This window comes from Streptomyces maremycinicus, from assembly GCF_001184025.1.
Classification (GTDB): Bacteria; Actinomycetota; Actinomycetes; order Streptomycetales; family Streptomycetaceae; genus Streptomyces; species Streptomyces maremycinicus.
The window spans coordinates 5330-17297 of the sequence record NZ_BBYG01000027.1 but is presented as its reverse complement, the minus strand read 5'-3'; the positions used below and the strand labels follow the sequence as shown (position 1 = coordinate 17297).

Below are 11968 nucleotides of genomic sequence, written 5' to 3'. Positions count from 1 at the left end.
GCACCGAGAGCGACACCCCCGTGCGCCTGCTGAGCCTGCCCCCGCAACCTGACACGGAGGCGGCCGTGCGGTCGTTGGCGAGGAAGGAGCCCGTCGGTTCAGACCCAGGCGACGGCATCCTCGTGCGCGAGGCGCGGCATGCGGCCGAACTCCGGAGGGCCCGCAGGGTGGCCAATGTTCACGACGAGCACGGAGTGCCAGGAACTGTCAGGGAAGAACTCCTTGTCGATCCCCGCCGCGTCGAAGCCGGCCATGGGCCCGGCGGCGAGACCGCAGGCTCGGACGGCGAGGATGAAGTAGCCCGCCTGCAGCGGGCCGTTGAAGGACGTGATGCCGTCCCGCTGGGCGGGTTCGGCGGCGAAGTGCTCCCGCAGCTCGGGCTTGATCGGCAGGATGTGCGGGATGTGCTCGTGGAAGCGGTTGTCCACGGCCAAGACCGCGACGGCGGGGGCGGAGGCCGACTTGGGCCGGTTCCCCTCGTCGAGGTGCGGCAGCAGGCGTTCCTTGCCCTCGGGAGTGCGGACGAACAGGACACGCAGCGGCTGTAGGTTCGCGGCGGTCGGGGCCCAGCGGGTCAGTTCCCAGATGCCGGTAAGCATCGCGTCGTCGACCGGTACGTCGGTGAAGGAGTAGGCGGTGCGCGCGTCGGTGAAGAGCGCGGCCCGGGCGTCGGCGCCGACCCGGGAAAGAGGGACCGAGGTGGTGCCGTCGAAATCCTCTAGCTCGTAAATGCAAAGCAACTTTGTCTGACAATGTCACTTTGGAAAACAGAGTGACTGGGGGGAGCGTAGCACCCTCGCTATCCTGGAGACATGACGGAAGCAGCGGACCCCCGATCGCCCCGCGCGGGCGAAGCCCTCACCGGGCAGCACCATCCGGCGGCCTGCGACGGGGACCTGACGAGGGCGTTCGGCTTCCTCGGTAAGCGATGGAACGGCGTCATCCTGGCCACGCTGCAGCACGGGCCCCTGGGCTACGCGGAGTTGCGGCGCGCGGTAGAGGGCATCAGCGATTCCGTGCTCTCGGAGCGCCTCTCCGAGCTGTCCGGCGCGGGACTCACCGTGCGTGAGGTCGAGCCCGGACCGCCGGTCATGGTCCGCTACCGGCTCACTCCGGACGGGACGGCCCTCATGCCCATCCTCGGCGAGCTGGCCGGCTGGGCGTCCCGCCACCTGCCCGAAACACCGGCTGCCCCCCAGCGCCGCGCCCGGAACTGAACCGGACGCGCCCTCCGCGGCTCACATGAGCCGCCGCGGCGACCCCGGCGTCAGCCGACACGTCCCCGCATCAGGTCGGCGACATGGGTAGGGGGCGGCGGAACGGCACCCCGCCGCACCCGAGTTGCCGGGACCACACCAGAGTGACCGTCGGATTGAGATCTTTTCCGACCACGACATCACCGTCCTCATGCGGTAGCGGGTACAGGTCGGGTCGGACGACGGGGCATGAGTGGGCCCTACGGGCTCGGCCAACGGGGTCCCCCCCCGTGGGGGTGGCCCGCGGAAGCCCCACGGGTTCAGGGAGGGGCCCCCCGGGGGAGTCCCACGGGGGGCCACGGACTCCACCACGGGCAGCCAGGGGCGTGGGGGCGGGGGTCCCGCAGCGAGGGTGGAGGCGCGCCCTGGACGGGCGACCCTTCCACCACGAGGAGTTCCCCATGCCCGCGACCGGCTCGCAGACGACGACAACCGAACCCGCGCTCGCCCTGCCGGCCGGGGAATACGACATGGACGCCGCCCTCGACACCTTCCTGACCGAGCGGACGCGGCTCTTCCGCATCGCCTACCGCATTCTCGGCGACGTCACCGGAGCCGAGGACGTGGTCCAGGAGGTGTGGCTGCGCTGGCAGCTCACCCAGCGCGCGGAAGTCGCCAACCCGACCGCGTTCCTGGTGACGGCGACCACCCGGCTGGCCATCAATGTCGTCCGCTCCGCCCGCCACCGCCACGAGGTCCCGGTCGAGCCGCAGTTGGCCGACTTCGGCGACCGGGCCACCCCGGACCCCGTACTGAGCGTCGAGCGCAGCGTTGCGGTCGAGGGGGCCCTGGCCCTGCTCATGGCGCGACTGACGCCGGATCGGCTGGCCGCCTACGTCCTGCGCAAGGGATTCGGCTACGCCTACGCCGAACTCGCGTCCCTGCTGCGGATCAGCGCCCCCAACGCGCGTGTGGTGGTGCACCGGGCACAGGCCCGGCTGGAGTCCGGCCGGGAGCGCCCGGTCCCCGTCGAGTCGCACCGCCGCCTCGCCGCGGCGTTCCGGACGGCCGCCCACACCGGCGACCTGGACGACCTGGTGAAGGTGCTTGCCCCCGCCGCGTGACGATCCGCCGACCGTGTCACACTGTTCAGTCTTCAGCCGTTGAGTGGGACGCAGCCATATCGAGTGTGCTTCGCGGGCCACGTGGCCGCAGTGACCTGACCCGGTTCCGGCATCGGCCGGCCCACAGCAGTCGCCTTTGCTGACGCCGGGGTGATCAGGACCACCGTACGGCGGTGGGGACGCATTGACCGCCTGGTCAACAGCGCGCAGGGGACCCAGCGGTGACAAGACTCGCCGATACCGACGAGCAGACCGTCACGAACCTCCTCGCCCCAAACGTCGTCGCGCCGAGTCTCCTCGCCCACGCCGCCCTGCCACACCTGCGCGAGACCTCCGACACCATCATCAACCGCTCCAGCACCTAGGGGCACCGGCCTATGCCCGCGCGCACTACGCGGCCACCGAGGCCGTCGTCGAACAGCTGACCCGCAGCTGGGCGCTGGAAGCGGAGGATGGAGTCCGCGTCAACGCCGTCGCCCCCGGCCCCACCCCGACGTCATGCTGCGCGCCGGACTCACCCCCGAGGCCACCGACGACATGTACACCTACGAACGCGACCGCATCCCCACCCACCGCATCGCGGGCACCGAAGAGATCACCCACTGGGTCCCGCGGATGACCGACCCCGCGGGAAGGCACGCCACCGGCCAGGTCGTCACCGTGGACGGCGGCCTGTAACTCGTCTGACACCGCCCCGGACAGCGAAGCCGATCGGCGGTCCTTCCCGTCCCCCCCCCGTGTCACACATCGGGCACCGGACCGGTCAAACCCCTCGACCGACCAGGCGTTGAGGAGGTTGATGCACGATGAAGGTCGTGGTGTTCGACGACGGAGGACTCATGGGCGTCGAGACCGCCTTGTGGGTCAGGGACCACGGACACGAGGTGGGCATCGTCTCGGCACCCGCCGGGTTCGACGCACTCACCCCGGAGGAGGTCGCCGACGCCCTGCACGGCTGTGCGGTGGTGATCGACCTCGTCCATCAACCGCACTCCGCCACCGGCACGTTCCCCACGGACAACGGCCGTGCCGACGGCCTCCTGCGCGCCGCGATCGCCGCCGGGGTGCGGCACCACGTGTGCCTCTCCGCGGTCGGCGTGGACCGGGTGCACGATGACGCTGCCTTCACCGCGCTGCGCGCCCGGGAAGCCATGATCGAACGCTCCGGCATCCCACACTCCATCCTGCGCAGCACCCAGTTGTTCGAGGCCGCCGAGGCCATCGCGGACACGGCCACCAAGAACGGCGCCGTCCGGGTGCCGCCGCTGCGCGTGCAGCCGGTGTCCCTGACGGATGTGGCGATGTACCTCGCGCACATCGCGGTGTCCCGGCCCCTGAGCGGAGCGCACGAGATCGCCGGCCCCGAACGGTTCGGGCTGGATCGGTTCATCCGTATCGCCCTCGCGACGGACGCGGACCGCCGGCCTGTCCACACGCACGCCTGTAGCCCCTTCCTCGGCGCTCGCCCGCGCACATGGGACCTCCTGCCGGGCCCCGGCGCCTTCGTCGCGCAGACCAGTTACCGGGAGTGGCTCGCCGGCCGCCCCGCCCCCGAGGTCAGCTCTTGACCCCGCCCATTCCGAACCCACCCTCGTAGGAAGAGAATCACGGATGACGACACTGGACATCGAGCTGCTCGGTGCGATGCGCAGACTCGCCGCCGTACCAATGCCGTCGGACACCTCCCGCCCCGGCGGCGGACGGCCCCCGCGCCGCTTCGCCCTGGAACTGCACGTCCCGGACGAGCGGCACCGGGAACTGGAGGTCGAACTCCACGTGGCCGCCACGACCGACGGACCGCACCTGCGCGGGAGCGCGGGTCGCTGGCGCGTCCTGGACGGCTGGAGCAAGGTCTCGACCGGACGCAGCCATGAGATTTGCATCTACCGGTTGGAGGTCCAGGAGGCCGAACCGCCGATCCCCGCGGTACCGAGGACGGGGGACTGACCCTTTCCTCAGACGATCTCGTCCCCTCTGACCAAAGCGGCGATCTTCTTGGTCGTCACGGTCAACGACGGCGGCGAACGTACCGCCCGCGACCTTCTGCCGGACCTCGGCTCCCTGGAACGTTCCGTGGGGTTCCGCGCCCACCCGGACGGTCTGCTGAGCTGTGTGACCGGCATCGGGTCCCACGCCTGGGATCGCCTGTTCGCCAGCGAACGCCCGACGAGACTGCATCCCTTCGAAGAACTGCGCGCCCGCAGCACCGAGCGGTCGCCACCCCCGGCGATCTACTCTTCGTCAGCCAACCCCGCACGCACACGGCGCGGTGCCGCTCTGATGCGGCACCGCTGTACGTCCGAGCGCACCGGTCGGCCCGACCACACCGTCGACCATCGGGGCCCGACCACGGTCACTGTGCGCCAACACCGCCCCCGACCGGCCCGATAGGCCCGCCGACAACCCCACTGGCGGCACCCGCAGACTGACGTCCTGGATGGTTTCACCGCCGGTCACCACCTCCAGCGAAGTGCAGGGTCTACCGCATACGCTCAAGGCGCACCTTTTGGATCTTCGTCCCGAGGAATTTCCGGGCGGGCGATACAGTGCGCGCCGTGGACATACCCGATTGGTTCAACTGGATCTTCCTCGGCCTGACCGTCTTACATGTACTTGGGCTCGTTCCCATCAGCCACCGACTGCGCGGACCCGACGCCGCAGTGCGCTTCAAGGCGCGCCTCGACCTGCTGGACGCCGTCGGTAGCCTGCTGCTCTTTGGCGGGGCGTTTCTGAGTGCTGTGGTGGCGCATTCCTGGCTCTGGATCTCTGCTGCCGGCTTCGTGCTCATGTCTGTCGGCTACGGCATCAAGGGCGTCCGCCGGCTCCGCGCTCGCCGCCGCTCCACGGCCTGATCCTGAAGACAGACCTGAGGAGCAAGCAATTCGATCCGCACGCCGGCATCCACATCCGCCCGCGTTCTCGTCATCGTCGTCAGCCCCCCAACGCACGCGGTGCGGTACCGCCCTCATGCGGCGCGCGTACCAGCGAGCGCGTCAGTCGGCCCCGACCACACGAACAACCACCAGGAACCGACCACGGTCCTAGTGCGGCGACACCCCCCGACCGGGCCGGTATCCGCGCCGACAGCGGCACCCGCGCACCGACACCCCCGGGCGGTTTCACCGGAGGTCGCCAGGGCTCGCTTCATGTGAAGCAGCAGCGGCTGGTCCGCACCGCAGGCAACAGTTGGCGATCTTGAGTGCTGCGGAGGTTCACCACTGCGGACGGCTTGCCGAGATCACCTGCACCTCGCCATCGTTGGCGGTCGCTACCTGACCAGGGTGCAAGGGCTACACCGTGCCGCCCAATCTTCATGCTCATGCCCGACGAAGGCTTCCTCGCCGCGACCCGAGCCTCCTATGACGTCATGGCCGTGGAGTACGCCGAAAAGGTGGACTCTGACCTGGACGTCAAGCCGCTCGACCGTGCGCCGTTGGCCGCCTTCGCCGAGCTGACGCAGGCAAGCGGAAATGGTCCTGTCGCCGATCTGGGGTGCGGACCCGGCCAGGTCACGGCGGCACTGCACCGTTTGGGATTGAACGCGTTCGGCATCGATCCGTCGCCCGGGATGATCGTCGTGGCCCGCCGCACCTACCCGGACCTCAGTTTTGAGGTGGGATCGATGCCGGCCCTGGATCCACCGCAGGCGTCCCTTGGCGGTTGCTCGCTTACTACTCGATCATCCACATCCCATGGGAACGACGAGCGGAGGTGTTCCTCGAGTTTCACCGGGTGCTGGCACCGGGTGGGCAGTTGATGCTGGTCTTCTTCCAGGTCGGTGACGATCGGGGGCATCGTGCCGAGGTGTTCGGCAAGGTCATCTGTGTCGACTGGTACCGGCGGCAACCGGACGTGATCGCAGGACTGTTGTGACGTGCCGGGTTCGAAGTCTGGGCTACGGCTACCCGCCGGCCGGACTCTGCCGAGAAGACACCGCAGGGTTACGTATGGGCGCGCAAGCCCGTGGCCGAGTCGTGAACAATGCGGTGGCGGATGCCTCGTTCACGGAGCCATTGCCCGGGTGGCCGTAGTCGTAGCCTTGTCGGTGTGGAGTTTGGCGGGGCGGCGGCGGGGCTCGCGGCGTGAGGTGATCGGGGGTAGGTGCTGCTCCCGACGGCTATTGGTCTGCGGTGTGCGGCCGCTTTCAGGTGGTGCTGATCGGCGCCGGGTTCTCGGGGAGCTGCCAGCTGCCGCCGCGGTCCTCCTTGGAAAAGCGCGCGGCGAGATCTGGAACGTGCAGGAAGCAGGCCAGTGCGGTGGCGGCTTGGAAGGCGTCGATGGCACGCTGGGTCATCGGCATGCCCAGGCGTAGGAGACGCGGATTCACCTCGCCCTGGATCTCGTCGACGAAGGGGCGCAGCACGCTGTCGTAGTTCGCCAGTGCGGTCGGCAGGTCGCCCGGGTGCTGGTTGATCTCGCGGGCCAGCACGTGGGCGCCCACCAGGCCGCCGGAGATGCCCATGCCGCTGTAAGGGGAGGCGCAGTGGGCTGCGTCGCCGGCAAGGACCACGCGGCCCTTGGACCAGGTGTCGGTGCGGATCTGGACGATCTCCTGGGAGTAGAAGAAGGGGCTCGTCTGCATGCCGTTGATGAAGCGCTCGGTCTGCCAGCCCGCGTCGCGGAACCTGCTCGCCCAGAACTTCTGCTGGTGCTCGACGGGTTCCCGGTGGATCGCGGAGGCTTCCTCGGACTCCTCCCGCATCACGAAGTACACCTGCGTCTCGGTCGGGTTGTGGCTGCGGCGCATGATCTGACGGCCACCCGGCACCATGTAGGTGTCCCGGATGTTGCTGTCGGACGCGATGCGCGGGATGAACCAGTAGGCCATGTGGATGCCGACCCGCCAGTACGGGTCGCAGCCCGCAGGGAGGATCGCCCGCCGGATGCGCGATCCCTGTCCGTCCGCGCCGACCAGGAGGTCGAACTCGCCGCAGGACCCGTCGGAGAAGTGTGCGATGACCTTCTGTTCGTCCTGCTCGAAGCCGTCCACGCTCACGCCGAAGACGTACTCGGCGTCGTCCTTCGACGCGTCGTGCAGGATGCGTACCAGGTCACCGCGCATGATCTCGTACTCGGAGGTGAGGGTCTGCCGGCCCTGGCCGGAGGTGTTGGCCATGATCGTCGCCTTGGCCCTGCCGCGAGCGTCGACGAACGCGACACCCGCCTCGTCCACCAGCTTGCCGCGGACGGCGTCAAGAAGCCCCATCCGTTCGACGGCCTCAATGCCCTGTCCCCTGAGGTCGACCTGTGCCCCGGCGGCCCGCAGCACCGGAAAGCGTTCGACAACGGTCACCCTGTGGCCGCCCCGCGTGAGCCAGAAAGCCAGAGCCTGGCCCGCTATCCCGCCGCCGGCAACAAGGACCCGCAGGGGGCGCGCTCCCGATCGGTTGGCCATACCCATCACCTCAAAAATCTATCAGTGAATGATTCCTCTTCAGGGTCATCTATCAGTGATAGATTTGTCAACGTGACCAAGGTGAACCGTGAGATCGTCGTCTCCGAAGCGCTCGACCTGCTCGACGAGGTCGGGCTGGACACGGTCAGTACGCGGCGGCTGGCGAAGCGGCTGGGCGTCGAGCAGCCCTCGCTCTACTGGTACTTCCGCACCAAGAAGGACCTCCTCGCCGCCATGGCGGAGGCGGCAATGGCACCGCATGCGGCCGCCCCGCTGCCCACGCCCGACGACGACTGGCGCGACTGGTTCCTGTACAACACGCGAAGCTTCCGGCGCACCCTGCTGATGCGCCGGGACGGCGCACGCCTCCACGCGGGCAGCACCCCTGCCAACGACCTCGACCGGATCCGCCGCAAGATGGACTTCCTGGTCGCCTCCGGAGTGCCTGAACGGGACGCGCAGATGGCGATGCTGGCCGCCGGCCGTTTCACAGTCGGCAGTGTCCTGGAGGAACAGGCGGACGTCGGCTCCAGTGACGGCTCGGATCCGGCGGCGGACATGCCTGTGATCGACTACGAGTCGGCATTCGAGGCCGGCCTGACCCTCATCCTGGACGGCCTGGTGCACCGCACCGCAAAACGGGCCGCCTCCTTGTCGTCAAAGGACCGAATAGCGACAGGTGTGACGGACGTCCAGTGAGCCCGTGCGATCCGGGGGCTCGCGGCGGCGCGAATCCAATCAGATCCGATGGTGATTGCTGACAGGGTTTGACGACAGCGAGTGCCGTGATCAGGCAACGTTCGCCCGGTTGAGCCTGGCCATCTCCCTGCGGACTGACTCCAGCGAGCGGCCCCTCTCGCCGCCCGACCCGCGGCTTCCGCCCGCGGCCGTCCGGTCGGCCGTTCGCCGACCGACCCGTCAGCCCGAGCCCACTACCTGCGGCCTGCCGGCCATCTTTCGCTCGGCGGCCAGGGCCGGCGGCGCCCGGCGAACTCGGGCGCGGCGGGGGCGGTGGAGGTGCGGGTGACGGGGGTGGTGGTGAACCGTCTGTCCGGTATTTTTCACGCGCCTTGTGGGTGTGGTGTGGGTTGGGGGTGGGGGAGCGGGGGTGCTGTGGGTCAAGTGCCGGTATTCCGCTGGGGGGAGGGTGTTTGGGGTGAGCTGCTGCGTGACGCAGTCCTGGCCCTGTATCGAGGGGTGCACACGCTGAACAGGAAGGGCGAAAGTACGGAGGTTCGCTGGGAGGAGGTGGCTCTCCTGGGACCCACTGCCTGGTTCGGTGTGACCGGGAACCGCATCAACCGCTGATGGGCCTCGGAGCGGCCCGGCGCGGCTGGTGCGGCGCGTGGCTATTGCCGGTGGGGTTCGGGGTGGGTGCCGCGTATCCGGGCCTGTGCCGCTCGGGCCGTGTGGTCAGTGGCGTCGCAGCATGCGGATGCGGATGCGGATGCGTCGCTTTGTGGTGGCCTGTGGCTGGCGTGAGGTGTTCAGCCTGAGGATCGCTGTGTAGGCGGTGATGCTGTCCTCGGGGTCGTTGCGGTAGCGCTTGGTCATGCGCTGTACCGGCCACAGGATCGGCCCGTCGGGGAGGCGGAGTCTGATGTCGGTCGCGCTGTGCGGGCAGTCGTCGTCGGCCTCCCGGCTTCCGCCGAGGGCATGCTGGGGCGTCTGGCCCAGGTAGCAGCCGAGGGCGAACAGCCGGGTTGCGGGGTGGGCGGTGAGGAGTCCTCCTTCCGCCGCGGTCCCCTGGTTGCTGTGGTCGCTAATGAACGGCTCGATGCCGTGCAGGCTGGCTGGGGGGAATCGGCGAGGTAGCCGGAGCTGGCGAGGGCGCGAGCGACCCATTGCGCATGCGTGTGCACGGCATCTGGCAAAGAGGTCACCCAGGGATCATCACTCACGCCGGGCGCGCGGTCATGGGGGTGGTGGCGGTGGGGGGCTGGCGGTGAAGTTGACGGTGAGGCGGCAGTCCAGGGCGAGGGCGATGCGGTCCAGGAGTGCCAGGGTGGGCAGGTCGCGCCCTGACTCGATGCGGGAGATCGCGGCTTGTCCGGTGCCGGCGAGTTCGGCGAGGCGGGCCTGGGACAGGCCTCGCCGGGTGCGCCATTGCCGGACGAGGCGGGCCGTGTCGTTCACGGCCCGGTGTCCGGCCGGTAGCGGGGCAGCTCTGCGGTGTCGATCTTCCAGCCGGCGATGGTGATGGTGTCTCCGAAGGCGTAGTGCTGCCTGTTGTCGTATGCGGGTGTACCGGTGCGGCGCACGGGAGCCCAGTAGTGGACGGCGCTCCCGTCGCGGGGGTCGACGATGAGGTAGTGCGGCACTCCCATGGCGGGATAGTCGTGCAGCTTGCCTTCGTAGTCGTTGCTGGGGTTGGACCGCGAGACGATCTCGATCACGAGATGGGAGCGGCGGGGGTCGATCGCGTCGCCTGCGGCGGTGGCTTCCTCCTCGTCGATCACGATGAGGTCCGGGACCCGCAGGACTCCCAGTGCGGCGTCCTCCACGTCGGTCTCCAGCATGAGGACCAGGTCTTCCGCCAGCTGAGGCTCGAGCTGAGTGCGCAGCCGGTGTGCGACGAGCTGGTGCTGTTTCTTCGGGCTCATCATCATCAGCAGCTGGCCGCGGCTGATTTCGGGCCAGGCCAAAGGGGCGGGCCTGTCGAAGGCCTCACGGAACTCACGCAGGTGGTGGTAGATGCTCTGTTCCGTCATGCCTGCCACCGTACATGACGAAATCGTCATCGTGCGGGGGCGGCGCGGACCTCGCTCAACCGTCTGAACTCTGTAGCGGCTCTGTCGGCGCGGGCGGGGCAAGCTGTTGACAGCCTGTTCCGTCCGACGCCGCCGTTTGCTGCACCTTCAGCTCCGATCTTGCGGGTGCCTGGGTTTCGGGTGGCCGGGGGTGGAGGTGCCCGGCGAACTCGAGCTTGGCGGAAGCGGCATCGATGACATCCCCTGCGCGGGGATGGCGGCGGGGAGTGAGGTGCCCGGTGGCGGGTGGTGAACCGACTGTCCGGTATGTTTCCGGCTTCCCCGGGGGTGTGCCGGGGTGGTTCGGGCCATAGGGGGAGTCGCAGGTGAGGGCCGACCGGCGCTGGCGGAAGCCGACCGAGAACCCCTAACGGAATGAGGCGGGGACAACCCGCTTGTGCGTGTTGGTCTGGTCCAGCAACCCTGAGCTCTCTGCCGATGGGTGGGCAGGGGGTGTTCGGGGGTGTTGTGGGTTGGCCGGTGTGGGGTTTTGCCGTCTGCCGTCTGCCGTCTGCCGTCTGCCGTCTGCCGTCTGCCGTCTGCCGTCTGCTGTGGGCCGTGGGCTGTCTGCTGTGGGCTGTGGGCTGTGGGTCGTGGGGTGTTGTGGCTGTTGGCTTTCGGCCTCGGCCTCGGTGTCGGTGTCGGTTTTGGGTTTTGGGTGTTTGGTTTGTGGGGTGTTGGGGGTTTGGTGGGGGTGGGTGGGGTTGGGTTGGGTGGGGTGGTGGTGGGTGGTGTTTTTGTTGTGCGGGTGGGGTGTCTGGTCGGTGATACTGGCTGCCGGGTTGGGCCGGGTAGGGCACACACACGGATTTGGTGAGGGGGGCTGGGGGGATGGTGGGGGATGTGCGGGCGCAGGTGGTGGTGGTGGGTGGGGGGCCGGTGGGGTTGCTGTTGGCGTGTGAGTTGGCGGGGTTCGGTGTGCGGGTGGTGGTGGTGGAGGCGCGGGGGGAGGTGAGCGGGCAGCCGAAGGCGACGACGTTGCATGCGCGGACGGTGCAGGTTCTGGCCCGGCGTGGTTATCTGCCCGCTCTGACCGGTGTGGGCGGGGGCGCGGGTGGGGATGCGGGTACGCGCGCGGGCGGGGGTGCTGGCGCGGGTGATCGCGTGAGTGGGAATGCCGGTGTGGGTGGGGGTGCGGGCCTGAGGGGGAGCGCGGGCGCCGGGTTGGCGGCGGGTGCCGGTGTGGGTGCGGGCGGGGGCGCGGGCACAGGCGCCGGTGATGGCGTGGCCGGGAGTGCGGGTGCCGGCACAGGCGCCGGTGATGGCGTGGCCGGGAGTGCGGGTGCCGGTGCGGGCGGGGGTGCCGGCGCGGGGGCGGGTACCAACGTGGGTGCGGGTGCGGGTGCTGCCGGTGGGGTGGGGAGTGGCGGTGCCGGTGTGGCTGCGGGTGCGGGTGTGGGTGCGGGTGCTGCCGGTGTGGGTGCGGGTGCGGGTGTGGGTGCGGGTGCTGCCGGTGTGGGTGCGGGTGTTGCTGGGAGTGGCGCTGCCGGTGTGGGTGTGGGT

15 protein-coding genes and 2 pseudogenes are annotated in these 11968 nt (G+C 69.4%); 12 read left to right on the top strand and 5 right to left on the bottom strand.

The genetic code is table 11. The features are described from left to right. Positions 1-98: 98 nt before the first annotated feature. Positions 99-740: a malonic semialdehyde reductase gene (locus tag AOQ37_RS36680; RefSeq protein WP_234437132.1), complete on the bottom strand. Its 642-nt coding sequence runs from the start codon at positions 738-740 to the stop codon at positions 99-101. Positions 741-812: 72 nt separating this feature from the next. Between AOQ37_RS36680 and AOQ37_RS36675 the strand changes: the two genes are divergently transcribed. The 9 genes and pseudogenes from AOQ37_RS36675 to AOQ37_RS36640 all read left to right on the top strand — a co-directional run bounded on the left by AOQ37_RS36675 (position 813) and on the right by AOQ37_RS36640 (position 6077). Further along, complete coding sequence (locus tag AOQ37_RS36675; RefSeq protein ID WP_062651289.1) at positions 813-1217, top strand: winged helix-turn-helix transcriptional regulator; 405 nt, start codon at positions 813-815, stop codon at positions 1215-1217. Positions 1218-1657: 440 nt separating this feature from the next. Continuing rightward, a complete protein-coding gene (locus tag AOQ37_RS41920; protein WP_062651287.1) occupies positions 1658-2320 on the top strand; it encodes a sigma factor in 663 nt (220 codons plus the stop codon). A 221-nt stretch (positions 2321-2541) separates the two neighbouring features. Further along, positions 2542-2685 (top strand): hypothetical protein, encoded by a 144-nt coding sequence (locus AOQ37_RS41635; protein WP_234437136.1) that lies wholly within the window; start codon positions 2542-2544, stop codon positions 2683-2685. A gap of 133 nt (positions 2686-2818) precedes the next feature. Beyond that, positions 2819-2998, top strand: a complete 180-nt coding sequence (locus AOQ37_RS41625) for a Rossmann-fold NAD(P)-binding domain-containing protein (protein ID WP_234437135.1) — start codon at positions 2819-2821, stop codon at positions 2996-2998. 128 nt (positions 2999-3126) lie between these two features. Then, positions 3127-3888: an SDR family oxidoreductase gene (locus tag AOQ37_RS36660; RefSeq protein WP_062651285.1), complete on the top strand. Its 762-nt coding sequence runs from the start codon at positions 3127-3129 to the stop codon at positions 3886-3888. 43 nt (positions 3889-3931) lie between these two features. Then, positions 3932-4267, top strand: coding sequence for a hypothetical protein (locus tag AOQ37_RS36655; protein ID WP_062651283.1), 336 nt, complete (start codon positions 3932-3934; stop codon positions 4265-4267). A gap of 15 nt (positions 4268-4282) precedes the next feature. Then, positions 4283-4560: pseudogene (locus AOQ37_RS41620) on the top strand (Dyp-type peroxidase domain-containing protein); the annotation flags it as partial. A 315-nt stretch (positions 4561-4875) separates the two neighbouring features. Then, a complete protein-coding gene (locus tag AOQ37_RS36645) occupies positions 4876-5172 on the top strand; it encodes a hypothetical protein (protein ID WP_062651370.1) in 297 nt (98 codons plus the stop codon). A 467-nt stretch (positions 5173-5639) separates the two neighbouring features. After that, on the top strand, positions 5640-6077 hold the full coding sequence (locus AOQ37_RS36640) for a class I SAM-dependent methyltransferase (RefSeq protein WP_306305229.1): 438 nt from the start codon (positions 5640-5642) through the stop codon (positions 6075-6077). A gap of 387 nt (positions 6078-6464) precedes the next feature. On the opposite strand, the gene AOQ37_RS36635 is transcribed toward AOQ37_RS36640, so the two are convergent. Then, on the bottom strand, positions 6465-7715 hold the full coding sequence (locus AOQ37_RS36635) for an FAD-dependent monooxygenase (protein WP_062651279.1): 1251 nt from the start codon (positions 7713-7715) through the stop codon (positions 6465-6467). Positions 7716-7787: 72 nt separating this feature from the next. Between AOQ37_RS36635 and AOQ37_RS36630 the strand changes: the two genes are divergently transcribed. Continuing rightward, complete coding sequence (locus AOQ37_RS36630; protein WP_062651277.1) at positions 7788-8414, top strand: TetR/AcrR family transcriptional regulator C-terminal domain-containing protein; 627 nt, start codon at positions 7788-7790, stop codon at positions 8412-8414. A gap of 714 nt (positions 8415-9128) precedes the next feature. On the opposite strand, the gene AOQ37_RS36625 is transcribed toward AOQ37_RS36630, so the two are convergent. From AOQ37_RS36625 to AOQ37_RS36615, 3 genes are all read right to left on the bottom strand, one after another. Beyond that, positions 9129-9560, bottom strand: a complete 432-nt coding sequence (locus tag AOQ37_RS36625) for a hypothetical protein (RefSeq protein WP_062651275.1) — start codon at positions 9558-9560, stop codon at positions 9129-9131. Positions 9561-9629: 69 nt separating this feature from the next. Continuing rightward, positions 9630-9851: a helix-turn-helix transcriptional regulator gene (locus tag AOQ37_RS36620; RefSeq protein WP_062651273.1), complete on the bottom strand. Its 222-nt coding sequence runs from the start codon at positions 9849-9851 to the stop codon at positions 9630-9632. Beyond that, a complete protein-coding gene (locus AOQ37_RS36615; RefSeq protein WP_062651271.1) occupies positions 9848-10426 on the bottom strand; it encodes a Uma2 family endonuclease in 579 nt (192 codons plus the stop codon). The genes AOQ37_RS36620 and AOQ37_RS36615 overlap by 4 nt, the downstream gene beginning before the upstream one ends. An 870-nt stretch (positions 10427-11296) precedes the next feature. Here AOQ37_RS36615 and AOQ37_RS40985 point away from each other — a divergent pair. Both AOQ37_RS40985 and AOQ37_RS40980 read left to right on the top strand, forming a co-directional pair. Then, positions 11297-11473 (top strand): annotated as a pseudogene (locus tag AOQ37_RS40985) (FAD-dependent oxidoreductase); the annotation flags it as partial. A gap of 211 nt (positions 11474-11684) precedes the next feature. Next, the coding region (locus AOQ37_RS40980) for a hypothetical protein (protein ID WP_199825147.1) at positions 11685-11968 on the top strand (284 nt) is incomplete at its 3' end.